At 41.5% G+C, this 26,639-nt stretch carries 27 protein-coding genes; 10 read left to right on the forward strand and 17 right to left on the reverse strand.

The window, feature by feature from the left end:
- The first annotated feature begins 147 nt into the window (after nt 1-147).
- A complete protein-coding gene (locus tag AC1DO4_RS01495) occupies nt 148-1,392 on the forward strand; it encodes an NAD(P)/FAD-dependent oxidoreductase (protein WP_477412293.1) in 1,245 nt (414 codons plus the stop codon).
- A 209-nt stretch (nt 1,393-1,601) separates the two neighbouring features.
- On the opposite strand, the gene AC1DO4_RS01500 is transcribed toward AC1DO4_RS01495, so the two are convergent.
- The 6 genes from AC1DO4_RS01500 to AC1DO4_RS01525 all read right to left on the reverse strand — a co-directional run bounded on the left by AC1DO4_RS01500 (nt 1,602) and on the right by AC1DO4_RS01525 (nt 6,817).
- Nucleotides 1,602-2,684: a serine hydrolase domain-containing protein gene (locus tag AC1DO4_RS01500; RefSeq protein WP_477412295.1), complete on the reverse strand. Its 1,083-nt coding sequence runs from the start codon at nt 2,682-2,684 to the stop codon at nt 1,602-1,604.
- A gap of 53 nt (nt 2,685-2,737) precedes the next feature.
- Nucleotides 2,738-3,148, reverse strand: a complete 411-nt coding sequence (locus AC1DO4_RS01505; protein ID WP_477412297.1) for a hypothetical protein — start codon at nt 3,146-3,148, stop codon at nt 2,738-2,740.
- A 26-nt stretch (nt 3,149-3,174) separates the two neighbouring features.
- A complete protein-coding gene (locus AC1DO4_RS01510) occupies nt 3,175-3,897 on the reverse strand; it encodes a hypothetical protein (protein WP_477412299.1) in 723 nt (240 codons plus the stop codon).
- Nucleotides 3,898-3,966: 69 nt separating this feature from the next.
- Nucleotides 3,967-4,812 (reverse strand): sterol desaturase family protein, encoded by an 846-nt coding sequence (locus AC1DO4_RS01515; RefSeq protein WP_477412301.1) that lies wholly within the window; start codon nt 4,810-4,812, stop codon nt 3,967-3,969.
- Between the two features lie 210 nt (nt 4,813-5,022).
- Nucleotides 5,023-5,802 (reverse strand): LytR/AlgR family response regulator transcription factor, encoded by a 780-nt coding sequence (locus AC1DO4_RS01520; protein WP_477412303.1) that lies wholly within the window; start codon nt 5,800-5,802, stop codon nt 5,023-5,025.
- Entirely contained in the window at nt 5,795-6,817 is a 1,023-nt protein-coding gene (locus AC1DO4_RS01525) for a sensor histidine kinase (RefSeq protein WP_477412305.1), read from the reverse strand. The genes AC1DO4_RS01520 and AC1DO4_RS01525 overlap by 8 nt, the downstream gene beginning before the upstream one ends.
- 277 nt (nt 6,818-7,094) lie before the next feature.
- Here AC1DO4_RS01525 and AC1DO4_RS01530 point away from each other — a divergent pair, with 277 nt between their 5' ends.
- The 4 genes from AC1DO4_RS01530 to AC1DO4_RS01545 all read left to right on the forward strand — a co-directional run bounded on the left by AC1DO4_RS01530 (nt 7,095) and on the right by AC1DO4_RS01545 (nt 10,998).
- Complete coding sequence (locus AC1DO4_RS01530) at nt 7,095-8,201, forward strand: acyltransferase family protein (RefSeq protein WP_477412307.1); 1,107 nt, start codon at nt 7,095-7,097, stop codon at nt 8,199-8,201.
- 189 nt (nt 8,202-8,390) lie between these two features.
- Nucleotides 8,391-8,795: an EVE domain-containing protein gene (locus AC1DO4_RS01535; protein ID WP_477412309.1), complete on the forward strand. Its 405-nt coding sequence runs from the start codon at nt 8,391-8,393 to the stop codon at nt 8,793-8,795.
- 5 nt (nt 8,796-8,800) lie between these two features.
- Nucleotides 8,801-9,925 (forward strand): carbohydrate-binding family 9-like protein, encoded by a 1,125-nt coding sequence (locus tag AC1DO4_RS01540; protein ID WP_477412311.1) that lies wholly within the window; start codon nt 8,801-8,803, stop codon nt 9,923-9,925.
- Nucleotides 9,922-10,998: a family 10 glycosylhydrolase gene (locus tag AC1DO4_RS01545; protein ID WP_477412313.1), complete on the forward strand. Its 1,077-nt coding sequence runs from the start codon at nt 9,922-9,924 to the stop codon at nt 10,996-10,998. The genes AC1DO4_RS01540 and AC1DO4_RS01545 overlap by 4 nt, the downstream gene beginning before the upstream one ends.
- Before the next feature lie 165 nt (nt 10,999-11,163).
- On the opposite strand, the gene AC1DO4_RS01550 is transcribed toward AC1DO4_RS01545, so the two are convergent.
- The 9 genes from AC1DO4_RS01550 to AC1DO4_RS01590 all read right to left on the reverse strand — a co-directional run bounded on the left by AC1DO4_RS01550 (nt 11,164) and on the right by AC1DO4_RS01590 (nt 17,493).
- Nucleotides 11,164-11,613, reverse strand: a complete 450-nt coding sequence (locus tag AC1DO4_RS01550) for a MarR family winged helix-turn-helix transcriptional regulator (RefSeq protein WP_477412315.1) — start codon at nt 11,611-11,613, stop codon at nt 11,164-11,166.
- An 80-nt stretch (nt 11,614-11,693) separates the two neighbouring features.
- A complete protein-coding gene (locus AC1DO4_RS01555; protein WP_477412317.1) occupies nt 11,694-11,867 on the reverse strand; it encodes a DUF5522 domain-containing protein in 174 nt (57 codons plus the stop codon).
- On the reverse strand, nt 11,867-12,808 hold the full coding sequence (locus AC1DO4_RS01560; protein ID WP_477412319.1) for an MBL fold metallo-hydrolase: 942 nt from the start codon (nt 12,806-12,808) through the stop codon (nt 11,867-11,869). The genes AC1DO4_RS01555 and AC1DO4_RS01560 overlap by 1 nt, the downstream gene beginning before the upstream one ends.
- 71 nt (nt 12,809-12,879) lie before the next feature.
- A complete protein-coding gene (coaE, locus tag AC1DO4_RS01565) occupies nt 12,880-13,476 on the reverse strand; it encodes a dephospho-CoA kinase (RefSeq protein ID WP_477412321.1) in 597 nt (198 codons plus the stop codon).
- Nucleotides 13,476-14,423, reverse strand: coding sequence for a CdaR family protein (locus tag AC1DO4_RS01570; protein ID WP_477412323.1), 948 nt, complete (start codon nt 14,421-14,423; stop codon nt 13,476-13,478). Before AC1DO4_RS01570 ends, coaE begins: the two co-directional genes overlap by 1 nt.
- Nucleotides 14,424-14,614: 191 nt before the next feature.
- Entirely contained in the window at nt 14,615-14,941 is a 327-nt protein-coding gene (gene yajC / locus AC1DO4_RS01575) for a preprotein translocase subunit YajC (protein WP_477412325.1), read from the reverse strand.
- A 17-nt stretch (nt 14,942-14,958) separates the two neighbouring features.
- Nucleotides 14,959-15,399, reverse strand: coding sequence for a DUF1573 domain-containing protein (locus AC1DO4_RS01580; RefSeq protein WP_477412327.1), 441 nt, complete (start codon nt 15,397-15,399; stop codon nt 14,959-14,961).
- 15 nt (nt 15,400-15,414) lie between these two features.
- Nucleotides 15,415-16,362: a transcription antitermination protein NusB gene (locus AC1DO4_RS01585; protein ID WP_477412329.1), complete on the reverse strand. Its 948-nt coding sequence runs from the start codon at nt 16,360-16,362 to the stop codon at nt 15,415-15,417.
- 48 nt (nt 16,363-16,410) lie between these two features.
- On the reverse strand, nt 16,411-17,493 hold the full coding sequence (locus AC1DO4_RS01590) for a Glu/Leu/Phe/Val family dehydrogenase (RefSeq protein WP_477412331.1): 1,083 nt from the start codon (nt 17,491-17,493) through the stop codon (nt 16,411-16,413).
- A gap of 360 nt (nt 17,494-17,853) precedes the next feature.
- Between AC1DO4_RS01590 and AC1DO4_RS01595 the strand changes: the two genes are divergently transcribed.
- Entirely contained in the window at nt 17,854-18,663 is an 810-nt protein-coding gene (locus AC1DO4_RS01595; RefSeq protein ID WP_477412333.1) for an SDR family NAD(P)-dependent oxidoreductase, read from the forward strand.
- Between the two features lie 70 nt (nt 18,664-18,733).
- A complete protein-coding gene (locus tag AC1DO4_RS01600) occupies nt 18,734-19,045 on the forward strand; it encodes a hypothetical protein (protein WP_477412335.1) in 312 nt (103 codons plus the stop codon).
- Nucleotides 19,046-19,049: 4 nt separating this feature from the next.
- Here the strand turns inward: AC1DO4_RS01600 and AC1DO4_RS01605 are convergent, their stop codons facing one another.
- Nucleotides 19,050-20,243, reverse strand: coding sequence for a hypothetical protein (locus AC1DO4_RS01605; protein WP_477412337.1), 1,194 nt, complete (start codon nt 20,241-20,243; stop codon nt 19,050-19,052).
- A 254-nt stretch (nt 20,244-20,497) separates the two neighbouring features.
- Here AC1DO4_RS01605 and AC1DO4_RS01610 point away from each other — a divergent pair, with 254 nt between their 5' ends.
- A complete protein-coding gene (locus tag AC1DO4_RS01610) occupies nt 20,498-21,010 on the forward strand; it encodes an SLATT domain-containing protein (RefSeq protein ID WP_477412339.1) in 513 nt (170 codons plus the stop codon).
- A 107-nt stretch (nt 21,011-21,117) separates the two neighbouring features.
- Here AC1DO4_RS01610 and AC1DO4_RS01615 read toward each other — a convergent pair whose 3' ends face one another.
- Nucleotides 21,118-21,750, reverse strand: a complete 633-nt coding sequence (locus AC1DO4_RS01615) for an RNA polymerase sigma factor (RefSeq protein WP_477412482.1) — start codon at nt 21,748-21,750, stop codon at nt 21,118-21,120.
- A gap of 128 nt (nt 21,751-21,878) precedes the next feature.
- Between AC1DO4_RS01615 and AC1DO4_RS01620 the strand changes: the two genes are divergently transcribed.
- Both AC1DO4_RS01620 and AC1DO4_RS01625 read left to right on the forward strand, forming a co-directional pair.
- Complete coding sequence (locus AC1DO4_RS01620; protein ID WP_477412341.1) at nt 21,879-22,874, forward strand: FecR family protein; 996 nt, start codon at nt 21,879-21,881, stop codon at nt 22,872-22,874.
- Nucleotides 22,875-23,044: 170 nt separating this feature from the next.
- Entirely contained in the window at nt 23,045-26,638 is a 3,594-nt protein-coding gene (locus tag AC1DO4_RS01625) for a TonB-dependent receptor (RefSeq protein WP_477412343.1), read from the forward strand.
- Nucleotide 26,639 lies beyond the last annotated feature (1 nt).

The raw sequence follows: 26,639 nt of genomic DNA on the forward strand, positions 1-26,639 counted from the left end.
CGAAGCAATCCCCAACATTACAGAGCAAGCCAATATGGCTGACCTGCTTATCGGGGATTGCTTTGTACCTCGCAAAGACGGTGATGATTAAACTATACAATATTTAAGCTTTTGGCTTTATGCCTTTAGCTTTAAGCTTCAAAAAATATGGCAAAAGTGCTGATCATTGGTGGTGGGATAGTTGGTTTAAGTTCGGCTTATTATTTACATAAGGCCGGGCATCAGGTTACGGTGCTTGATAAAGGTGATATGACCGATAACTGCTCATATGGAAACGCGGGTATGATAGTGCCAAGTCATTTTATTCCGCTTGCTACCCCTGGTATGGTTACACAGGGAATCCGCTGGATGTTTAACAGCAAAAGCCCTTTTTATGTTAAGCCATCCCTCAACCCGCAATTAATTTCCTGGGGACTAAAATTTTTACAGAAAGCCAATGCCGGGCATGTGGAACGGTCGACGGTACCGTTAACCGAGCTTTCCTTATTAAGTAAGAAGCTTTATGAGGATTTGAGCAAAGAGCCCGGTTTTGATTTCGATTTGGTAGAGAAGGGCATCCTGATGTTTTATAAAACAGAAAAAGCAGGAGAAGAAGAAGCCCACATGGCCGAAAAGGGTAGGGAATTAGGTTTGGATATGGTAGTGCTTAGTCCGGCTGAGTGTGTTAAGCTGCAGCCCAACCTTAAGCTTGATGTATTGGGCGCGGTGCATTACCGTTGCGATGCGCACCTATCGCCAAATAAGCTAATGGCTGCTTTGATAAAATACCTTAAGGGGGCAGGTGTAAACCTTGTTACCAATAAAGAAGTAACTAAAATTGAAACTACCGCAGGGAAAGTAAGCGGCGTTTTATCATTTGATGAAAAGTTTATTGCCGATGAATACATAATTGCAGGTGGCTCATGGTCGCCGGCAATTGGGAAATTGTTGGGTATAAAAATATTGCTGATGCCTGGCAAGGGCTACTCATTTAATGTGAAGGAAGAAATTCCATCCATGCAGATCCCGGCCCTGCTGGCCGAGGCCCGTGTTGCTATAACGCCTATGAACGGCGGTTTACGCTACGGAGGCACCATGGAGCTGGATAAGATCAATAGCCGCATCAACATGAACCGGGTGAAGGGCATTGTAGAGTCGGTGCCAAAATATTTCCCTGATTTAAAACCGGCTGTTCCGGCCGAAAAAGATACCTGGTTTGGTTTTCGCCCATCATCTGCTGATGGCTTACCTTACATTGGCAGGAGTAATAAATTCAATAACCTCACTATCGCAACAGGACACGGTATGATGGGGCTGAGCCTGGGAGCAGCGACAGGATTGCTGGCCCAGGAGATAATATCAGGTAAACCCACAACTATTAGTATTGAGGCTTTTGCGCCGGATAGGTCATAGTTTGTTTTTAAATAATAAGACATATGTTACCGTCAATTGCGAGGGGTGAAGCAATGAGCCCCCTCTAAATCTCCCCCGGTAGGGGAGACTTTTTGATCTTCGAGTTGTTTAAAGCCCTCCCTTCCGGGGAGGGTTGGGTGGGGCTTGTTGCTTCGTGCCTCGTTTTGATGCCGTCGGTAAATACGGAATAATTAAAGCTGGGGTTAACTTCACAACGCCTCATCAACCAACTGCTTCAAAGCGTAATAACGCTCATGCCTGCCATCATTTTTAATATAAAAACACATCATGAATGCGGCATAATGCTTGTCGTTATTTATCCACGGAAAACTGCCAAATAAACCTGGACTGCTTATGGCAGGTGTCGGGTTTTGTGCACCCGATGCTTTCAAAACCCACTCGCCAAAACCGTATCCGGCATTGCCGGCTTCTTCCGGAGTGTATGCTACTTTTACAGCAGCAGTAATTCGGTCGATCTGCATTTCGTTCACGCTTTTTTCAGTCAGAATTTGTTTACCGTTGTAAGTGCCTTTGTTTAGGATCATCACCAAAAAGTTCAGATAATCGGTGGGTGTACTCCATGCGCCTCCGGCAGGGAATGCTACCGGGCCTTTCCCAAAATCAGTATTAGTCATACCACATGGCCCGGCAATGCGTTCAGCAAACAGGGTCTCAAAATTTTTACCGCTTATTTTTTCAATAACAGCCGCTGTCATTTGCAGGCCCACATTGCTGTACCTGAACAGGGTTCCGGGTTTGCCTTCTATTGGCATACCTGCAATGTTTTGAATGGATTCATCCATACTATGAATGTCTTTCATATCCTGCAGGCTTTCTTTTATTGGCGGGGCTTTAATGCCGGTTAGATGCGAAAGGCACTGGCTGATAGTAATACCACCCTTGCCGCTTTTTGAAAGTACGGGCAGGTATTTGCCAACAGTATCAGTCAGTTTTAATTTGCCTTCATCTACAAAGGTCATTACCAGGGCTGCGCTAAGCCATTTGCTGCAGCTGGCAACTGGTATTTTGGTGTTAGGGTTGAAGCTATCCAGGTTTGGTGTTTTGCCCATTTTGCGGGCTATCATTTTGGTGGCAAATCTTTGCTTCATACTCATGTCTGTCTTTATGCCGGTGTAAATTATTTTTCCTTCCTTATAAACCATTAATACACACCGGCCACCCATTTTTTCGGTATTGTCTGTCAGCCATTGGTCTACCTTTTCAAAATGGTGCTGGGCTTTTGCTATCGCGACAGCAAAAATAAAAAACAATAACGTGAGGGTCTTTTTCATGATATCAGCATAGATTATAAATAAATATCGCGTAAAATATGCGATGCTTTAGGTTATTGGAATGTTTTAGCCTTTTGCTTAAACTGGCTTTTCATGCCTTCTTCAAATTCTTTGTATTGTTTAAACTGTTCAGCAGTAAAAACGGGTTCCAGTTCTGCATCTTTAGCTTCCTGGAGTTTCCTGACCTGCCTCAATTTACTCATGCGGCCATCATCGCTTTTTAGTATCACCTGCATTTTGCGGGCATAGGTCAAATTTATTACCCTTACCTTTTCAGCCTGTACACTATCCAGTTTTAATTTGGTGATCATAACGCCGCTTTGATATTTCGCCCTGTCTTCGGGTGTGGAGTTTTTAAGATCTTTTCCTACACCTTGCGCCATGGCTGGTTTGCTCAGTATAAACATGAAAGCCATTATGCCTATCATGAACCAAACCTTTGTAATTATTCCGTGCTTTTTCATTGCTTATGTTTTAGCTAAAATACTGTTTACCACTGAATAGCGTAGCTTGCGCCGCTATTTAATACTAATGTTGCCTTGTTGCCACCCAGGAAGGTAATGGTACCGTTAAAGCTGAATTTATTGCCAGATGATGAAGTGCCTGAAACGCTAACCGCTGCAGTGCCCGACAGGATCTTCAGCGTGGTTTTATCAACTGTAATATCTGATGAGGTGATGCTGAGGTTACTTGTAAAGGTATACTTACGGGCAATTTTTGAAGTTTGTGTGCCTGTGCGGGTATAGGTGGTGTTAAGTACATAAGCAGTAGCGGAAGGCTGAAGACCGGTAAGTACAAATCCGCCGGTGCTTTTATCGTCCGATGACATCCTTAAACCATCATAAGTGCTGCTGCCATTAAAGTTAAAGGTTAACTGGCTGGGTACTATGCCTGCACAGGCAAGTGTATAATCCAAGCTGAGGCTGTAGTTGTAGGATGGCGTTGCACCGCTTGCATTTGATTTGCTGATGGTAGAGTCTTTTTTTACGCCACAGCTTAGGGTTACGGTTTTGTAAATACTTACCGAGCTGCTGGCCTGTAGGGTGAGGCCGCCGGTTGTTGGTACAACCGCGTCTGTAGCTACTTCGGCTGCGTCAGCCTCGGTAACGGTGGTTGAACTACTTGCTGCGCCATCTTTTTTGCAGGAATTTAAACCTAATGTAAGGCCCGATACTATTAATAACATTACCGTTGTTGTTTTCACGTTTTTCATAATATTAAATTTTAATGTTTGGATTATTATCTTTTGTTTGATTTTGAATAGTTTATTTGTTTTTACGGATCAGGATACTATCGGATCATAGTTTTGCTTGCCGATTGGAGGACTTTTTAAGTTAATTGCAGTTGCCTTTTTCTTTGTTTCAGATAGCTTTTTACCGCTGAATAAGCCTATAAACCCTTGCGCAACCAGCACAAAAGGGTTGTTGCTTACAAAGCCTGTGGTAAGCCCATAGTTTACCTTCTCGGTTTCTGGCTGATAGGTGCCAAACAATTTGTCCCAGATGATGAGCACACCACCAAAGTTTTTATCGATGTAAATAGGGTTACTGCCGTGATGTACGCGGTGCGATGAGGGGGTATCCATTATATTTTCTATAATACCCAGTTTGCCCACAACTTCGGTATGTAAAAAGAACTGGTAAGCCAGGCTTAAGGCATAGGAGATCACAATGAAATCTGTTGGCAACCCCAGCAATGCTGCCGGTATAAAAAACAGCGGACTAATAATTGCCGAGAACCAGTTGAGCCTATAGGCTGCTGTAAGGTTCATATGCATGGCCGAATGGTGAATTAAATGAAATGCCCATAAGGGTTTCCAATGGTGCGAAACACGATGAAACCAGTAATAAATAAAATCGGCTGTAAAAAACGTCAACACGAAAACCCATCCGTTGCGGGGTAAGTTAAGTGGTGTCATGCCTGCAAAAAAGCCCAGCACAGCTAACTGGTAACCTGCGAAAATGTATTTAGAAAACTGGAAGCCAGCGAATACTGATAGATTGGAGAACGTTTCTTTGATATCATATGCACCTTTTTCTTTTTTCCAGCTCCAGATGATCTCGCCGGTAACAAGTACCAGCAGGAATAATAATATGTATATGCGGTAGGGGCCAATTTGATGTTTCATTTTCCTGGTATTTTAATTATATGTCTTTTTTGATTGACAATATAAAGTTGACCAGAAAGCGCGGCTTAAATTTTGAGAAACCCGGTGAAGCTGAAAAACCGGGGGGCGAAATGATTTTATTGGGGGAAGTTTTATATGTAGCTATCGGTACTCACTAAAACAACCATTTAGAAATCCTAAATCGAACATCCGAAATCCGAAGTCAGGCTTTTAGCTATCCATCCAATGCTTAAATTCCGGCACGCGGGCCTTGCTGATGAGGATGCGCTCGGGTGGTTCGGGCTTCATTTTTAGTGATAATCGCCCGTTGAAATAAAAATCTGCCTCGGTTAAGGAATTACGATTGATAATGAACTGGCGGTTGGCCCTGAAGAACATGCCCGGTTCCAATTGTTGCTCCAACTGCTCCATGGTAAACTCTATATTGTATTGATGACCATCAACCGTTTGGGCATATACAATTTCATGGGCAGTATAAAACCAGGCTATTTTGGCAGTTTCAACCGGGATCAGTTTACCTCTGAAATGCACCAGGAAAGATTTTTTATAAGGCCTGGCCAGCGTTTTCATCTGCTCCAATAATTGAGCAAATGGTAAACTATCATCAACAGTGGGCTTTTGGGTTATCCACCTTTTAAACTTGTTAAGCGCCTGTTCAATTTCTGCCTCATCAAATGGTTTTAGGATATAGTCGATGCCATTATTTTTAAAGGCCTGGATAGCATAATCGTTATAGGCGGTTACAAATATTACCGGTTTCAGGATCTCTACCTGCTTAAAAATATCAAAAGATAAACCATCGGCCAGGCGAATGTCCATAAAAACAAGATCATAACCTTCGCGATGGGTATCGAACCATGCTGCGGCATCCTTAACATCGGCTAACGAAGCCGCTATATTGATTTGCTCATCAATGGTTTGCAAAACATGGGCAAGGTTACGGGCGGTAACCGGCTCATCCTCTACAATAACTATACGCAGCTTATCCATGTTGCAAAGGGAGTTTAACTGTGAAACGATTATTTGTCCTTTCAATATCAATATCTTGCTGAAGCAATATTTTATAACGCTGGTTAAGATTGGACAGGCCGGTTCCGGTACCCTCTGCATCAACAGGGTTAAGGCTATTACTGACCAATAAATAGTTGCCGGCAATGCTAATTGAAACCAATAGAGGCACCTTAAGTGTAGCCGCATTGTGCTTGGCCGCGTTTTCTAACAATGGCTGTAAGGATAAATGAGGAAGTTTATATTTAAGAAACTCGTCGCCAACCTCAATTTTAAATTCAAAGGCATCTTCAAAGCGCATTTTTAGTAACTGTGCGAATGATTTTACCATGGTTAATTCCTCGGCCACGGTGACTAAATTATTGACTGGCTTTACCAGCGTGTACCTGAAAACGTACGATAAATGTTTGATGTATTGTTGTGCCAAAGGCGGATTCTCCCGCACTACACCCGATAGGCTGCTTAACGAATTGAACAGGAAATGGGGGTTAAGCTGCTCTTTCAGCAGCTCCAGTTCGGCAATGGTGTAGGCGTTTTTTAGTTGTTCGTTTTCCTGTACCTGCTGCTTGTTTTGGCGTAAAAGCAGGATGATCCTGATTATAATGCCCACCAGCAGTACCCCTAATGCAAAACGTGTAAAATAGCCCAGCCAAAACGCTCCTTTAATTTGATTTAAACTAAAAGCGAACAAACGTTTTTGTATGGCTCCGCAAGCCACCATACAGGTAAAGGAGATGAGAAAATTATAAATAAGATACGGCAGATATTTGTTGTTATCGCGGTAAGTTGAAAGCTGGGCTTTTTTTAAGTTAAGGTAGAAGAGCAGATAGCAAAACGCAAATTGTGCAAGCAGCTGAAACAGGTATTCGCCCAGGTTAAAACGCCAGTAATGGGCCACAATGCCGTTTTCGCGCAAGGCCAATAGCTTTCCGCTATTCAGCAACAGGGCAATTAGTATCGAACTGTAAAACCATAACTGCTTCTCGGTTTTTTCCATCAGGTAAATCTACCTAAAGATAAACATCAGCTGGTGAAAATTAAAGGTGAAGCTGAAAATATCGGGAGTGAAATAATTATGTTTTTACAGGCAGCAACTTAACATATGGTAGTTTTTTAACATCTTTACGGGTAAAGAGCCGGTAAATATAATTTGGAAATCTAATAAAGGTAGTCCGCTTTGAATTACAGCAAAATTATCCGCAGGAATATTAGTCGGCCGTCACGTTTTACAGTCTACATCAGGAGAAAGCAGGTGATTGACCTTAAGTTATAACATGTTAAAATTAAGATATATTGATGCTTTAAGGGGACTGGCAATTTTGGCGGTTGTAATTGTACACACTTCCATGGTCGGAAATAATAAGCAGCTTCCTGATTTAGTAACTCATGTATTAGGTCGTGGCGCAAATGGCGTTCAGTTATTTTTTTTTATAAGTGCATTTACCTTATTCCTTTCCATGCATACAAAGAGCGGAGAAGATAATTTTATAGGAAATTTTTTTATTCGTCGTTTTTTTAGGATAGCGCCAATGTACTATTTAGCTATAATTTACTATTTATGGCAGGATGGTTTTGGCGGAAGATACTGGCTTGGAGATGCACCCGGAATTACGGGCGGTAATATCATAGCCAATGTTCTTTTTTTACATGGTTTTAATCCTTACTGGATTAATAGCCTGGTGCCGGGAGGTTGGTCAATTGCTGTGGAAATGCTTTTTTACCTTATAATACCATTTTTATTTTACAAGGTAAATAATGCCCAAAAGGCGGCGATCTTTTTTATTTTAAGTGTTGTTTTTCGTTACCTGTTAGATATGGTGTTTCGCAAATTCCACCTGATTGACAACAATATTTTATGGTATAATTATATTTACTTTTATTTTCCAAGCCAGCTTCCCGTGTTTGCACTGGGGGTTTTATTTTACTTTGTGATAAAAGATAATTACCAGTTAAAAGTAAAGCCGTATATAATACTCATTGCCGCTACCTTTTTACTTATGCAATATGTGGGAATAGTTATATTACCCGACTATATTTTTTGTACCATAGCATTTTTTGTGTTAGCCCTTGCATTAAGCAAGTATGAATATAAAATTATAGTTAATACAGTTATTGTGTACATGGGTAAAATAAGTTTTAGCATGTATTTAACACATTTTGCTGTGTTGAATTGGTTAACCAAATATAATATGCTTGATTTTATTTCTGTTTCAAGCCCGATCACAGCTATGGGCAATTATGCAATAAGGTTAAGTTTAGTTTTGGCAATAACCGTAGCGGTTTCTACAGTGCTGTATAAATTTGTTGAATTACCAATGCAACGGATTGGCTATTTTTTTATAAAAAAGAGAGAAGCTAAAATGGCTTTACGGGCTAATTGAATGTGATTCTATTGTTACGGTCGTATCTGAGACTATACATTGATTTAATAATTGCCGATCCCTCATAGATTAAAATATCTATCTCCTTCAAATTTCCTACATAGCCATCTTTTTACAAAAGTTCCCTTAACTTATCGAAGCTTTTTAACATCTTTACGAATACAAAAAGTAAAAATTCATTAGCGATCTATGCAGCATTGGTTAGTAAAGTCCGAACCCGTAAAATATAGCTGGGAAAAATTTAATAAAGACGGCCGCACCTTTTGGGATGGCGTGCGTAACTACCAGGCCCGCAATAATTTAAAACTGATGCAGGAGGGCGACCTGGTGCTGTTTTACCACAGTAATGATGGTAAGGAGGTGGTAGGTATAGCCAAAGTGGTAAAAGAATTTTACCAGGACCCCACTACCACGGATCCTAACTGGGTGGTGGTTGATCTGTCGCCGGTTGAAACGCTTAAAAAACCGGTAACGCTGGAGGTAATAAAAGCCGACGAGCAACTAAAAGATGTGGGCCTGGTACGCCAGGGCCGCTTATCTGTTATGGCGTTAAAACGCGAAGAGTTTGACAGGATCCTGGAACTGGGCAGTTAATTACCATGGCATCAAAAATCAATGGCAGTATAAAAGCAGCAGTAATAACAACAGTGTTGTTTTTGCCTCATGCTGTAATTGCGCAATCACCATTTGCGGGGCTCGAAAACCTGTTGCCCGTTCCGCAAAACTATGTGGTAAGGCATATTACAAAGCCACCGGTTATTGATGGGGATATTGATGATGCCGCATGGCAACAAGCTAAATGGACCGGCGACTTTGTGGATATTGAGGGCGATTTGAAACCCAAACCACCGCTGCAAACCAATGTTAAAATGCTTTGGGACGATAAATACCTGTATGTGGCCGCCCGTATAAATGACCCGCAGGTTTGGGCTACCTTAAAAAATCATGATGATATTGTATATCACGATAATGATTTTGAGCTGTTTATTGATCCTGCTACCACCACGCATACTTATTATGAGATTGAGGTAAATGCGCTGAACACCATTTTTGATCTATTTTTAAACAAACCTTACCGTAACGGCGGCGGCGGACTTATAGGATGGGATGCAAACGGCCTGCTATCGGCGGTAAAGGTGCAGGGTACGTTAAATAATGCAGCTGATACCGATAAGGGATGGACGGTTGAAATGGCTATCCCTTTTAGTGCTATTACAATGGGTTTTAGCTCCCGGATCCCTAAAGATGGAACCATATACCGGATCAATTTTTCGAGGGTGCAGTATGATACCAAAATTGTTGATGGCCGTAATGTAAAACTGAAAGATTCAACCGGACGTGATCTGCCCGAACATAACTGGGCATGGTCATCGCAAGGCGAGATCAATATGCACACTCCCGAGCATTGGGGCTACCTGCTGTTTAGTAAGCACGAGGCCGATGATGTAGTGTTTACCCTACCTTATGCGGAAGAGCAAAAGAAATACCTGTGGCTGGTTTACTACCGCCAAAAATTGTGGTATAGGCAACACCATGAATTTGCATCTTCGCTTGGTAAATTGGGGGTAAAGGGTAAATACGATATTGCCGGGAACAGCAATAAGTTAAAATTGGAAGCTACCAAAAGCCAGTTTGAAGCTACTGTAACGGATAAAAAAACTAACATAACCTATACCATAAACCATGAAGGTTTCATAGAACAATTAAAACCGATACGACCATGAATAAGCGCCAATTTTTAAAAGCCGGTTTATTGGCCGGCGTTGCCTCGCAGTTGCCTTTATTAAGTAATGCCTCCGTGATGAATCCCCCTAACCCTAAAAAAAAAGCAAAGAAAAACTGGATCTGGATAAACCCCAGTCTGAAAGATACGGACGATGAGCTGAAGGCCAACTATTCGGCATACAAGGCAAAAGGGATAACCGGGATATTTTTCGAGAACGACAGCGAAAGGCATTTCCGCGCGGCCAAAGCTGCCGGAATGGAAGCCCATCGCTGGATATGGACCTTTAACCGGGCAGAGCTGCTTACCGAACACCCGGAGTGGTATAGCAAAAATCGTAACGGCGATTCATGCGCCGATAAACCGCCTTACGTAACATATTACCGCTGGCTCTGTCCATCGCGCCCGGAGGTACAGAATTACCTGACCAGTACGGTTGATAAGATTTTGGCGCTTGATTATGTTGATGGCATCCACCTGGATTACGTGCGTTATTGCGACGTGGTGTTGCCCGTAAATCTTTGGGATAAATATAAAATAGAGCAAACCAAAGAACTGCCCGAGTATGACTACTGTTATTGCGAAGTTTGCCAGGCCAAATTTAAAGAGCAATACGGGCAGGATGTTAAAGCCATCCAATACCCGGACGCCAGCCTTTCCTGGCGCTTGTTCAGGTATGGTAATATTATCAGGGTGGTGAACAGCATTTCGGCAATAGCCAAACAACATAAAAAAGCAATTACAGCGGCGGTTTTCCCAACGCCAGAAGTTGCCCGCCGTAACGTACGGCAAGACTGGACAAACTTTCACCTTGATGGCGTATGCCCGATGATATACCATGGCTTTTATAAAGAAGGCGTAAGCTGGATAGGAGATGCCGTGGCCGAAGGTGTTCACTTTTTAGATGGTAAATTTCCGCTGTATGCCGGTTTGTATATCTCTGATTTTAAAAATGATGAAGAAGTACGTTCCGGAATACAATATGCCTTGAAGAATGGCGCTGCCGGGATCTCATTTTTTGGGAAGGTAACGCCTACTATTTTGGATATCCTACACGAGGAAATGAAAGGGTAGATGTGCAGATATGCAGATTTCAGATGTGCAGATGATTTATAATACAGTAGTACTAAGTTACCGTCATTGCTTCGTGCATCGCAATGGCGGTAGTTTTATAGGTTAGAGTGTATCAGAACGCTTTCCGTCCTTATTCCTTCGTCTTTCAATCTTTCGTCCAAAAACCTAACCTCTCAACTTATCCAGCAGGTGGCTAAGCTGATCTGCTTCTTCGGGGCTAAGGTTACCTTGGAGTACTTCGCGGGTTTTAAATTCTTCGTCCATTTTGGCAAGGGTTTGCAGGCCAAGATCACTGATACGGATATCAACCGCGCGGCGGTCTTTATTATTGGTACAACGCGAAACCAGTTCCTTCTGAATCAGCCGGTCGACGATGCGGGAGGCATCAGACATTTTATCAATCATCCTTTCCTTCAGCAAATTGATTGTTGCCGGTTTTGGATATTGCCCTCTTAATATGCGCAGGACATTAAATTGTTGCTGCGTAAGGTTATACTTATCAAAATGACAACGAAATACATTGTTTAGCCAGCCAGAAGTATAACTGATGTTGATTACTACTTTGTGGTAATTATCTTCAAATTTATTGCTTTGTATTTCGTCCTCTATCCGCATAATAGTTTTAATGACTAAAGTACAAATATGTTTATTTATTTTTAAATTGTTGTTACCTCATCAGGCTATTGGTATGAGGCTTAATTCTCATTATTTGTATCTTTCTTATTTTCAGCTGTTTTTGGTTTGCCATAATCCCAGGGACAGTGCAGACATTTGTTTTTGCAGCAATAGCCGCGGGTAAGGTGATACTGCTTTGTAAAAACAAAGTTGCCATCTTCGTTTATATAGTAATCAATACCTTCCCGCAGCATTAGTTAAGTATTTTAACAAATATCTGGTTATGGAAATGATTTTTTAAATGCCTGCCGTCGCCATGCAGGGTCCATACCTGTTTGGGTTGAGTTTGGACTATGGTTTCCAGGATATCGTTCCAGTCCACATGGTCGGATATAAAAAGTGTATCCTGGTTGTTTACCTGCAGGTTTTTCCAGCCCGAGGCAAACAGGCGCTTAACGCCGGTAGCCCTAATGTAGCTGTCAAATGTAAACGGTGGTACAATGTACACAAACTCGTCCTGTACCTTCATCAGCTTTCGACCATACATTTGATATTTGCCGGGAGGGAACCCCATCTTTTCGTAAATGGCATTAATGGGCATAATTTTATGATGTACCAGGATTTTTTTTTGTGGCGCGTGTTCTGTTATTAAATTGATCAACCTTTGGCTTTTACCCAACCCATAAGCACCCAACAGAATATTGCTTTTAATGGCGTTTATCTTTTTAATTTCTTCGATAGGGTCGGGGTGGATTACAGTCGGATCTGCAAAAGTGCTTTCGGTAATCAGTACGTCGGTAGTAACCCATGCAATAGGCTCACAGGTGGCATCGGGTTGCAGCTTGTAATCGCCCGTGTACAGGTAACGTGTGCCCTCATATACCATTAATACCTGGGCCGAACCCAGCATATGGCCTGCAGGTATAAGGGTTATCTTTACGTCGCCAACAGTAAACAACTCGTTAAAGGGAACGATATTGAAAATCCTGGCAGCTGTACGGTCATACCGTAGCTGCATAATGGTCGCGGTGGCTCTTGTGCAGTAAACCTCATTATTACCACTGATGGCATGGTCGGCATGGGCATGGGTAATTACCGCCTTTTTTGCAGGTAGTTTTGGATCGAGATAAAAATCGCCGTATTTGCAATACAGGCCCTTATCATCTATCTGTACAAAATCATCAAGTATCATCATAATAAAGCTAAAAGCTCAATGTGTAAAGCTAAAAGCTAAAATTCGATATCAATAGCTTTTACCGGCTAAATTTAAATATTGGCGAGGGCTAAATATTTGCTGTGTAATGCAAGCACCTGCGGAATTACCAGCTGATGATCATCGTTTATAATGATATCATCTGCCAGCTTTTTCTTTTCTTCTTCTGAGATCTGCCGGGCTTCACGTTTTTCAACTTCCTCGCGGGATATGCCATCGCGTCGCGTTACCCTTGCAATGCGTGTATCCAGTGGTGCTGTAACTATTACTGTACGGTTACATGTTTTGTTTGAGCCACTTTCAAATAGTATCGCGGCTTCCCGTATAATATAGGGGGCATTTTTTGCTTTTGATTCTAAGGCCTCAAAAGCCCTGAAAACTGCAGGATGTACAAGCGAGTTTAGTTTCTCCAATTGGGCGGGATTGTTAAAAACGATAGCTGCAATATGTTTACGGTTGAGGGTGCCATCCTCCAAATATGATTCGGCTCCAAAAGTTTGTTTGATTGCCTCAATCAGATCAGCATCAGTAATCATCACTTTTTTGGCTTCGTCATCAGCATAAAAAACCGGGATACCCAAAAGCTCAAAAACTTTTGCTACCGTGGTTTTGCCGCTGCCTATGTTGCCTGTTAAACCTATTTTAAGCATTATTTTTTTACAATAAAATCAACATTAGCCGGAATTACTTTCACTATTTTACAAAACGGCGGGAAACGGGTGAGCTGTACGGGCAGGGTTGAATAGCCATGATCGCGCCAAAGGTCCAAATCGGCGGTAGCCTCAAACAGGTCTGCGGTCATATCCTTATAACGGTTTAATGAAGTGGTAAAAGTCACCTTAATTTTTTGAGGAAAAACCTTAACGTTATCGTAATTATGATTGTTTACCAGCTTCACCGGAATCTCTAAGGTTTTTTCGGTGAACTCATCAACCGGGATAATAACCTGTACAATTTTTGGATAAATACTTAAATTTCCTTCGTTAACGGCTTGCAAATTTACACGTGTAGTAATAGTTTCATTAATATCATCCGCTTTTATCGAATCGGTTTTCCATTCCACTATTTTTTGCAGGCGTTCTGTTGGGCCGCTTACGGTTATATAAGCTGGTTTTATGGATACACTGCCCGATATTGCAAACTGTTTTTGGTACTTAATACCCATCATGGCCTTCACGGGTACTTTGCGGGTTAAGCGGTTGCTAAAATCAAAATATAGCGTATCGGGATCAATAACGGTAATCTGCTGACTCGCCTCCCTGGCTGCATTGATCTGTTTAAGCTGGGTGCTTAGCACCACGTAGTTGCGGGTTTCCAGCGATGCCAGGTCAACAATAATTGGCTTGCTCTCCGGCTTCATCCTGGCAAACAGCATTTGCCAGCCCGTACCCTGTATAGTTGCTTTTATAGTATCGGCCTGTAAGGAATGGAACGCGCGTTTTTGAGGGGCATTTTTATATGCTATAGTTTCGTTAACAGTATAGGGTAAAGGACTGGAAAGGGTAGTAAAGATCCATGCAATAACAGCCAGCCCCAGGCAGGTAAAAAATGCCGAAAGCCGTCGCCGTTCTGTTGTGGATAATTTTACTATAGCCATTTTTTGGGATCAAGGATTTTTGGATTAAGGATCAAGGACTTTGGATGACAGATTAATAGACAAAGAGTTTTTAAAAAACATAAGGCGAAAGTTTAAGGTAAAATTACCGGTCATCTTTCGCCTTTTAAGGTTTTTAGTTTTTTGTCTTTCAGTCCTTATTCCTTGCTCCTTCCATCCTTGCTCATAAAAGCTTAAGCTTTTACCGGCGCCGGTGTATTCAACGCTTTTGAGGCATCTAAAGATATTGCCGATTTATCAAAACGGATCTTGCCGTTTTCTACCTCAACCAAAAAAGTAGCATCATTAAGGTCGATGATACGACCATGGATACCGGCTGTTGTAACTACTTTGTCGCCTTTCTTCAGTTCATCTACGTATTTCTTCTGATCTTTTTGCTTTTTAACCTGCGGGCGGATCATGAAAAAATAAAACACTACGATAATTAATACCATAGGTATTAACATACCGTAACCACCTGAACCACCTGCCGGTGCCTGTAATAAAATAGTTGCTATCATTGTTTAAATTAATTGAATTATTTAGTTAAAACTTCGCCTATAAGGTGTACCATGGTTTGGGCAGGTACTGTGTTGGCTGTAACAGTAATTTGCTTGTCTTGTAAACCGGTTTTACCCGCGCTGTTAAAAGTTACTTTTATTACAGCACTTTCGCCCGGTTTAACAGGTGTTTTAGGCCACTCGGGTATAGTACAGCCACAAGTTGCATGCGCTTCTGAGATGATTAATGGCGATTTACCTGTATTGGTAAATTTAAAATCGTAGTTAACCTTATCGCCCTGTTTAATTTTGCCAAAATCATGACTTTCTTTTTCAAACTTCATGACTGGGGCATTGGCTGCATTAGCGGTAGTTGTTGCAGCGCTATCTGCAGCCACGGTTGAACCACTTGTTTTTGATTGATCGCAGGCCGATAATAACAAACCCGCGGTTATTAAGCTTAAAAATAATTTCTTCATCTAAATGATCTATGGTTATTCTATTAATCCCCTGCCTATTTTACGTATTTTGTTCTCGGCTTTAAGGTCTATCAAAATCTTGTCTAAGATACCGTTTATAAATGAATTACTCTTAGGCGTGCTAAACTCCTTTGAAATTTCAAGGTACTCGTTAATTGTCACTTTTACCGGGATAGAAGTAAAGTTAACAAATTCCGTAATGGCCATTTTCATCAGCAGGGTATCCATCATCGCTATACGATCAGGCTCCCAGTTGGTAGTTTTGGCTGCTATTAGTTCCTGGTAGGCTTTATCAAAACGAATGCTTTTTTCAAACAGGTCAACCACAAACTCTCGATCTTCTACCCAGTTACCGGTAATTTCGGCCAGGTGGTTCTGTTTGTAGTCGTCGCTGCTAAAGTTTTTGAATGTTTTGGCTATCAAAGCCTGCAATACATCACGGTCAACCGGCCAAAAAATAAATTTATCTTCAAAAACCTGTTCGGCTAATGATGATTTTAAAATTACTTTTTTGAAAATGAATTTGATAATGTCTTTATCCGTTTGGATGGTATCGCCGGTTTTTGCCAGGTATTCGGCATACTCTGGCGATTTTTTAAGAATGATAAACAGCGATTTAGCCAGTTCGGGCTCAAAATGCCACTCAACTTTATACTTTTTTAAAGCGATGAGGTAGTCCCTGTTATCATTTAGGGAGAGGATGAACCTGTTGCTGAGTATTTTAACGTCAGCATTAAGGTCTTCGGCGGAGGGTAAATATTTGTTGGCGCGTTCTTCTTTATCGTTTGCGGCGTAATTAACCACCTCGGATATTAATGATAACATCCAAATATACATTTCAAAAACCTGGTCGATACTGTGCAGCATGTTTTTTTCATGATGAGTGATCTCCCTTGTATCTGACGAATGAAACGCGTACAACGCCTGCAATACTTTTACCCTTAGGTGCCTTCTGTTTAACATGTGTAAGAACGATTTGGTGAGCCGGATAGCCCACAGTTTAAATTATAATTAATATGATGATTTTACTTTTTTTATATCCGTTATCCGTTTTTCGGCTATTTTATTCGCCGCGTCAATAGTTGAAATGTTTTCGAGCTTAGAAAGTTTTAAAATATTACGGGTAACCTCATAAATATTTTCGGTAAGCTGCATGGTGCGTTTTTTACTGAACCCCTTTAACTCCGAATAACAGTTGATAATACCACCGGCATTTATCACATAATCGGGCGCAAACATGATGCCTTTATCCAGCAACATTTCGCCGTGCGCACTTTCATCCAGCAGCTGGTTATTGGCCGAGCCGGCAATAATACCGCATTTTAACTTGTTGATGGTTTGCTCATTTACTGTGCCGCCCAGTGCGCAGGGTGCGTATATATCGGCATCAATATCAAAAATACTGTTGTTTGATATTGCTTCGGCACCATATTTTTTGGCTATCTGCCCAATGCGTTCTTCCTGGATATCGCTTATATAAACTTTAACATTCTCATCCCGAAGCAAGCGTACAAGGTGCTCGCCAACGTGACCCACGCCCTGTACAATTACCGATTTGCCGGTAAGATTATCAGTGCCAAATTGCTCTTTAACGCAGGCTTTTATACCCATCAAAACTCCCTGCGCGGCAACAGGCGACGGATCGCCGCTGCCACCAAGGCTTTCCGGGATGCCAGTAACATATTCTGTTTCCATGCGGATGTATTCCATATCGCGCGGATTGGTGCCAACATCTTCGGATGTGATGAATTCGCCGTTAAGGTTTTTAATAAAGCGGCCAAATTTACGCATCAGCGCCTCTGTTTTATCCCTGCGCGAATCGCCGAGGATGACCGAATAGCCGCCGCCCATGTTAAGGCCGGCAATAGCACATTTATAGGTCATGCTTTTTGACAGGCGCAAAACATCATTTAAGGCATCTGCCTCTGATTTATAACTCCACATGCGTGTACTGCCAAAAGCAGGACCGAGCGTAGTATCATGAATAGCGATGATTGCTTTTAATCCAGTATCCGGATCGCTGCAAAATACAACCTTTTTATGCCCGAAAGTTTCGAGTTGGTCGAATATGGATTGCGATGGTTGAACAGGCATTAGTTGCGGTAGTAAATGTTTTAAGGCAGCACAAAAGTAGCGGTTTTTTTTTGACTGGCAAAGTTTAGTTGTGAATAGTGAGTGGTGGATAGGGTTGGAGCCTGTGTGCATAGATGGGAAAAAAAAGCAATTTTCTCAACCCTCGCTCCAACGACGCCGAAGAGAAAGTCGACTGGCGAAGGCTGGTCAGGGATGAGTCTTGGCCGACATACAAAGCTAATACGCTCAGTCTCCAGGGTTCCAAATTTAATCTCACATGTCGCAATAACACCCTTAAATTGTCCGTAATAACCCGGTTAAAAAGAATATTTAATTTTAGGTTTGTATAGCATAATCCTTCAAATAAATAAACAAACCAGCATGATACTCCAAAACAAAAACGCGGTTATATATGGCGCCGGGGGCTCGTTAGGCGGCGCGGTTGCCAGGGCATTGGCCGCTGCAGGCGCCAGGGTGTTTTTAACCGGCAGGAATTTGATTTCTGTACAAAAAGTAGCAGATGGAATTATTGCCAGCGGCGGGCTTGCAGAAGTGGCCGAAGTGGATGGATTTGATGAAAAGGTCATAAACAACCATATCAATAGTGTTGCACTTAAAGCAGGTACGGTTGATATCTCGTTTAATGCTATTGGTGTTAATGTTGTGCAGCGCATTCCTTTGGTTGACCTGCCTGTAGACGACTTTGTGCGCCCGGTAACTACCACCCTGCAAACCCTGTTTTTAACCGCTACGGCCGCCGGTAGGGTAATGATGAAACAGGGATCGGGGGTTATTTTGTCGCTTACAGCAACGCCCGGTGGAATAGGTTATCCCTATACGGGTGGCTTCGCGGCGGCATGCTGTGCGGTAGAAAGCTTTAGCAGGAACCTGGCTGCTGAGTTAGGTGTATATGGCGTGCGGGTGGTAAATATCCGGTCGGGCGGTTCCCCGGATTCAAAGATATTTGCAGATGTTATTGCCGCTCAGCCGGAAGTGATGGCGCCCATCCTGAGGCAGTTGGAGGCAGACACCATGCTGAAAAAACTGCCGCTAATGGCCGATATAGCCAATACAGCCACCTTCCTGGCATCAGAACTGGCAGGCAAAATAACAGGCGTTACCATTGATGTAACAAGCGGCACAACCGCAGGCTTGAATTATAGAGTGGCGCCGGTGGGTTTTGATAAATAATCAATCGGCTGCGCCCGGCCGCAGATGTAAACTAAATAACTGATCATCAATTTATTAAAAATTTATCACCATGAAAATAGTACGGGTACAATACACCACCACCGCCCAATTTGCAGCAACAAACCAGGAAAATATCGCCGGTATTGTGAAAGAACTAAAAGAGTTGAATCACCCCGGTATTAAATACGGCGCCTGGTTACTGCCCGATGGTAAAACCTTTATGCATTTCGACCAGCTTGAAAACGAAGAAGCTCACCAGGTGCTCACTTCCCTGCAATCTTTCAAAAAATTTGATGAGCAGCTTTGGGCAAGCCAGCTGGAAGTTGAGCCGGTATTGGAATTGTTGACCTTAGTAGCATCTACCGAAGATTATTTTGGCTGAAATCTTAGGAGTTTGAGTCGCCCCTGTATTTCACGCCCATTAATTTATTGGGTTTCAGGTACAGGTAATCATTTTTAAAATCCAGTATCATATTAAACCGCTTTAACAGGTCATTGCCTAAATAATTGATTTCGAATCCTACAGGGTTTTTGCTGCCTAAAATCAAACTTGGGATATTGGTAAGCCCAAAACTGTTGATTTTCAGAAGCGGGGAAAGCACTACTTTAGTTTCATATTTTGCGCCTCTTGGGTCGTGAAGTACCGATGACGTTATTAGTTTTAAATTCTTAGGAAAGTGTTGCCTGCTGATCCAGGTACTATCTAAAATAATTGCCTGGTCGGATCCTGTATCAAATAAAAAATTGCCGGCGTATTTTTTATTTTCTATTTCAATGGCCCCCTGAGCGCAAACAAACGAATGAATAAATTCCAGCTTTGATTTAACGTAGCCTTTCAAAACTTTTGGTAGATGGGAGTGGATGATTAAAAGGTTTTTATCATAATTAACCTCCACCATTTTACCTTCAAATAAATTCCAGCCAAAACGCCCATCCATATCATGAGCGGTTAACGCGGTAAGGCCAGTCTCCGGATTATTCCAGGTTAAATTTCCCATTTGTATTTTAAATACCTTATTCAAATTATTGTAATCTGGCTTTGCTTTCCCTGCTAAAGCATCGGGTTGGTTTGAGAGCAATTTTGTCTTTTTTAATATGATGTCCTTTTTTAAACGAAAATCCCATGAACCAGTATCAAAATACATCTTTAAAGTATCTGTATCATTAATAACAGCTTGTACCTGGATAGCATTAAATGATGTAAGTGCAAAGGGGATGGTATCGTTTGTAGCAACATTATTTTTTAGCGGATTTTCTGGCGGTATAGCGCTGGCAATTTGGGTATAGCACGAATCTTTTCCGTTTAACAATACAACAAAGTTATACCTGGTTCCTGGTTTCACCCGTACCTTTATCGAATCTATATCCGTATAAAAAGTAAGCCATTTTGTTTTCCTGGTTCTATCTGCAGTAAAAATATCTGGTTTAATTTTAGGCGAAAGTGTCCATGCGTTTTTATCTAAAAAGCCTCCATCATTGATGGTGACACTTTTAGAGGTTGCTTTAATGACAGGCAGTTTTGATTGTGCAAAACCCGGCCGAACCAATAAAATTGATATAAAAAGGTAAATGTATTTCATGGAGTAAAGAAATTAACTTTTTCGCAAATGTGTTTAAAATTACGAATGCCGGCGCATGTGTCATAATCCTGAAGCTATATTAATGCAGAAACAGATTTTAAAAGTATACTGGATGCTTGCCGGCGGGAGTAGGAGGGCAGTGATAACACCGCCTTATGTCTGTTTTACTTGTTTGCAAAAACTACCGTCAAAAATAAAACTAAATTTTAGGTGAATAAATATAAAACCGTATAATTGGCAATTAACCTAAAATTATGACTATCCCTGCAAACACTCACTCCAACCTGCCATTGGATGATAATACACCGGTAACATTAGAGCAGATTAAAAGTCTTTATAATCGCATTTTTGAAAAAATTATAGATTACGGGAAAAAGAAAAAACGGAATAAAATATTTGCTGTTACGATGCAATCATTGTCCGTAATATTTTCTGTTGGTACTACTGTATTGATAGGCTGGAAAGTATTTGACGAAAAAGGTGGTCTTGAGGTGAATCATAATTATTTAAATTATGCTTTGGTGGTAAGTGCACTTGCGTCGGGTATTACTTCGCTGAATAAATTTTTTGATTATAAAGATCTATGGATCATTTATAACATTGCAGTTATATCTTTAAAGTCGATTAGCGAAAAGCTTATTTTTTTATACGCCCGCGGAGAAGGTAAGACCACAAAGAAAGAGCTCGATGAAATATTTAAGAAATATGAAACTATTTGCGAAGATATGAGCAGGAATTATCAGCAGATCCGTTCTTCACCGGATTAGATAGTGATTAATATACAATACTTACGCTAAGAGGCTTTGTCCTTGAGGTTAATTTCGATGAATACGCAATACGGTGGCTGAGGTGTTTAACATGAACCTTAGATCATTTAATGGCAGTAATACAATATAAACGCAAATAGCGTCACCGATATAAGGTCGTATTCTTTAAACTTTTGGCGCATTATGGAGAGCGCTTTGCCAATATGCTTTTCTACCGTGTTAACCGAGATGTTCATTTTTTGAGCAATGGATTTATATGACAGGTTTTCGAACCGGCTTAACGTAAATGCTTCCCTGCACTGCGGAGGTAATTCCTTTACCACCAATTGAAATTTTTGCTCCAGTTGTCTGGCTTGCAGCACTTCAGAAAAATCTTCGGCGTAAGTTTCATCGCTTTGGGCAATAATACGGGCGTGTTTGGCAACAACCATGCATGAACGCAGCTCGTGCAATACCTTGTTTCTTAAAGTTGCAAATAAATAAGCTTTTACGTTGCCATCACTTTCCAGCTCATTAGCCTTTATCCAAAGGTTTACAAAAACATCCTGTACCAATTCTTCAACAATAGCTTCATTTTGCAGCCTTTTAAAGGCCGATCTGCCTAACATCTCGTAATATCTAAAATAAATTACGGTAAATGCCGCCCTGTCTTCCTTTGCTATAAGGCCGATAAGTTCATTGTCGGTATGGTTTTGCAGCGCGCTGATAACTTTAGTTTGAGTTGCCGTAAAAGTATAGATATGCCGTTAAGTAATTGGTTTACTGGTGTTAAATATATATTAAATTAAGGTAAACAAAAATATATTTCATTTGGTAGTGGCGGTAATGGGTTGCAGAAGCAATATAGCTTACAAAAACAGAGAAGTAAATGCACGATGATAAGTGGGAAATATTAATTGAAAAATACCTTTCGGGAAAATGCACGGCAGAAGAAAAATTGTTGGTTGAGCAATACTACAATGCTATGGACAAAAACCTGCCGGAGTTTTATAATAACGATGCTGCAAAAATAGCGCGGTCGGCAAAGGAATCGTTAAAAGCGGTTGAAGATAAAATAACCTTATTACACAGAAACACTGCAGTCTCCAAAAAAATCGGTATTATTAAATTTATTAAACCCTTGTCCATTGCGGCAAGCCTGCTGCTTTTTTTGAGCATTACTGTAGTTATTTATCAAAAAATCAGCACTTCGCAAAAAGCTGTCTTTAAACAGGTAACTGCGGCAACCGGGCATACCTTACATATTATACTTGCCGATAGCTCGTCTGTTTGGCTAAATGCCGGCAGCAGTTTAAAATACACCGAAAGTTTAACTACTGCCACCCGCGATGTTTATTTAAGCGGCGAAGCCTTTTTTGATGTGAAACACAATGTAACAAGGCCATTTATTGTGCATACCGCCAAATTAACCACTACGGTATTGGGTACTGCTTTTTCGGTAGCGGCTTACAAAAACGCGGGTAGTAATGCCGTAACCGTTATAAGGGGAAAAGTACAAGTAGCCGCCGGGCCGCGTGTTTTGGGTTTAATTACGCCAGGCAAACAAATTACTTACCTGCCGGCTACCGGTAAAAGCAAATTGTCGGCTGTTGATGCAGAGGCGCTGATGAGCTGGAAAGATGGCAAACTGCAATTTTCAGATCAAACCTTGCAGGATATCGCCATCAGGCTTTCGCAATGGTATGGTTATACTTTTAGTTTTGATAACAAAGGGTTAAAAGACTGCCGTTATACAGCAAGTTTTAATAATAAAATTCAGCTCGCCAATTTACTTAAGGTATTAAAGGCTATCAGCAATACCGCTTACACTATAAACAACAAGGAAAAAACAGTTGCATTCTCAGGAACAGGATGTAAGGAATAAATTGATAACCATTAAATAAAATGATTATGAACAAAGACGATTACCTGTAACGCTATAAAGAAAATATAAAGCAAGGCTTTAAAAAAACAAAACCGCTTTGTGGTCGAGACAAAACGGTTTTAAAATGACTTTAACTATTAGCATTTAAACATTTAAAATCTATCAAATTTATGAAATTTCTTTTAAAAAGAAATGCACCGGCATCGTATTGCAATAACGCGGATGAAACCTCACCTACGTATGCCTTTAAAACCCTGATTCAAGTAATGAAAATTTCTTTAATTGTTTTAATAACCGTGTGTGCAAGCGCACTAACGTTATTAGCGCATACCAGCGACGCACAGGCGCTCAAGGAAGTTAAAATTAGTATCGATGTAAAAAACGAACCGCTGGCGAATGTGTTAAGCAGAATTGAAAAATTAACAAATTTTCATTTTGTATACCCAAGTATCCAGGTTAAAGATCAGCAGGTAAAAAAACTCTCGGTCAAAAACGCAACGGTCGACCAGGTTTTAAAAGAACTGCTTGCGCCCAAAAACCTTAATTTTAAACAGCTTGGCGATAACATACTTATTGATAAAGAAACCAAGCCTAAAGTTACACGGAAATTTAACCCCGTAAATATCACCGGCAAAATAGTTGACGAAAAGGGCCTGCCCCTGCCAGGTGTTACCGTAACGGTAAAAGAGGATAATAAAACAACCATATCCGATACTGATGGCAATTTTCATATCAACACCGATGCAAACAATACGCTGCTGTTTTATTTTGTAGGCTATGAAAGGTTAGAGAAAGCTATCGGCGGACAACTTACCCTCAATGTAGTTTTAAAGCCTTCAACCAACCAGCTAAAGGATGTAGTTGTAGTAGGTTATGGCACCCAAAATAAAAAGGATATCACCACTTCGGTAGCCTCTTTAGGCGCCGGTCAGATCAATAATTTCCCATCAACAGGGCTCGATAAAGCTTTAACCGGTAAACTGGCAGGTGTACAAGTTTTACAGCCCGCTGGTGCGCCGGGTGCAGGTATAGCTATAGCAATAAGGGGCAGGGGCAGTGTAACATCTGGCAGCGATCCCTTGTATGTGGTTGATGGGGTGCCTTTATCTGATAACGATGTTAACGGGCCAGGTTTTAAAGTAAATCCCTTAAATGCTATCAACGTGAATGATATTGAAAGCATTGATGTGTTAAAAGATGCTTCGGCGGCGGCAATATATGGTTCGCGCGGGTCAAATGGTGTTGTTATTATCACTACAAAAAAAGGAAATAAAGATAAACCGGCGATTAGTTTAAACAGCTATTATGGCATCCAATCGGTTACAAAAAAAATCCCCCGGCTTGATGCTTATCAATATGCCGATTTAATTTATAATGCCCACAATAATACTTACTTTGATTTTTTGGCAAGTAAAGGGCTTACCGGCAGCGCTACTGATGATAATGCCAGCCGCCTGAGCAAATTAGGCGCAGCAGCAACCAATACCAGCCTTGCCTACTTGCTGCCTCCCGAAATTTCCCCCTATTTAAACAAACAAACCGGTTTAACTAATGTCGACTGGCAGGACCAGATTTTTCACCAGGCGCCAATGCAAAGCCATACCTTATCAATTGCCGCCGGATCGGATAAAATAAGCTATTACATTTCCGGAAACTACCTTAACCAGGATGGGGTTGTTATTAACTCAGGTTACAAGAAATATACAGGCAGGGTTAACCTTGATGCCCACTACGACAGGTTGAGGTTAGGCACCCGTATTAACTATGATTATGGTATTTACAATTATTTACCTACCGAAGGCCGGTTTAATGATAACTCCGAAAATATTATTTCGGCGGCACTGGTAGCCTCACCGTTTTTTCCGGTATATAACGCTAATGGTTCCTATAACTACGATCAGTATAAATGGCAATATTCGCAACCTGGCGTACTTAACCCGGTTGCCCTGGCCATGTTAAAAAAAGACAGGACCTATGAGAAAAAGCTGTTAGCAAACATTTTTGCCGAATATGAAATACTGAAGGACCTGAAGTATAAGATCTCGGCAGGTGCAGATATCAGCGATTTTTCCAGGAGCACTTACCGCCCTTCAACCTTGCCTAACCCAATTACCAGGCTTACGCCATCAATACCTACCGGCAATTATATAACCGCCGGTATTACCAACTGGCTTGTTGAAAATACCCTGTCATACAACAAAGCCTTTGGCGATCACTCCATCAAAGCTATATTGGGCTATACTGCGCAAAAGGAGCGCAGCACTTCAAGTGCTATATCGGCCACCGGTTATCCTACAGATATTGTGCAAACTTTAAATGGTGCAACCAGTATAACCGGCTTTACATCTGCCATACAGGAGTGGTCGCTGCTATCGGCATTAAGCAGGGTTCAATACAGCTACAAGGGCCGTTATTTGCTTTCGGGTGCCATTCGCCGGGATGGTTCATCCAGGTTTGGCGCCAATAATAAATATGGTTATTTCCCATCGGTATCAGCGGGGTGGATAATCAGCGATGAGGATTTTATGAAAAATGTTAAAACCATCAGCTCATTTAAGTTAAGGGCAAGTTATGGTGTTACGGGTAACTTCCAGATTGGTAATTACTCGTACCTGGCCAGCTATTCGCCGGCTAACTATGTTTATGGCCCGGCAGGCGGCACTGCATTGTCAACCGGTTTATACCAGTCAACCGCCAGCAACCCCAACCTGGGCTGGGAAAAAACATCTGCCATCAATGTTGGTACCGATATAGGCCTTTTTCATGATGACCTTACAGCAACTATAGATGTTTATAATAACAACACCACCAACCTGCTGCTAAACGTGCCGGTACCGCAAAGTACAGGTTACACTACCAACCTGGTTAATGTTGGTAAGGTTAATAACCGCGGTTTCGAGGTATCGTTAAGCAGCAGCAACCAGATTGGTAAGCTAAAAATATCTAACAGCGCTAATTTTTCGAGAAACATTAATAAGGTGATTGATTTAGGAGGCGTTAAGTCTATCGTTACACAGGCCGAAAATACCATTTACTTTATTACGCAGGTGGGCAAGCCAATTGGCAATTATTATACCCTGGTACAAACCGGGATTTATAAAGACCAGGCGGATATTGACAACACCCCTGCAAAAGTATCGGGAGCCAAGCCCGGCGATATGAAATATAAAGACATCAACGGCGATGGTATTATTGATGGCAATGATAAAGCCATCACCGGTAATTACATGCCCAAATTTACCTACGGTTTTTCAACTCAACTGCAATATGGCATCGTTGATTTAAGCGTAGCCGCGCAGGGCTTGTTTGGTAATACGGTAGCCAATATAGGGCAAAGGCATTATAGCTCAACCGAAGGTTACGGAAATTCATCGCCGCTGATTTACGATAACAGGTACATTTCGCCGGCACAGCCAGGCAACGGTTTTGTACCAAGGTTAAACCGAAGTGCAACAGGTTTAAACGCACAAATTTCAACCTATCACCTGTCCGATGGTTCGTACCTGCGCATCAGGGATATTACTTTGGGCGTAACCGTTCCGCAGCAGCTTATTAAAAAAGTGGGTATTGCAGGCTTAAGGATTTATGTTACGGGGCAAAACCTGTTCACGTTTACCAAATACAACGGCTATAACCCCGAGGTGAGTAACGATACGGGCAACAACCCTATAGCGGCCAATAACAGCCCTTTAACGCCAGGGGTCGATTATGGGTCGTACCCTTTATCAAAAACCTTCCTGTTGGGTATCAACCTTAAGTTTTAAC

It is taken from the genome of Mucilaginibacter sp. P5_A6, from assembly GCF_056400585.1.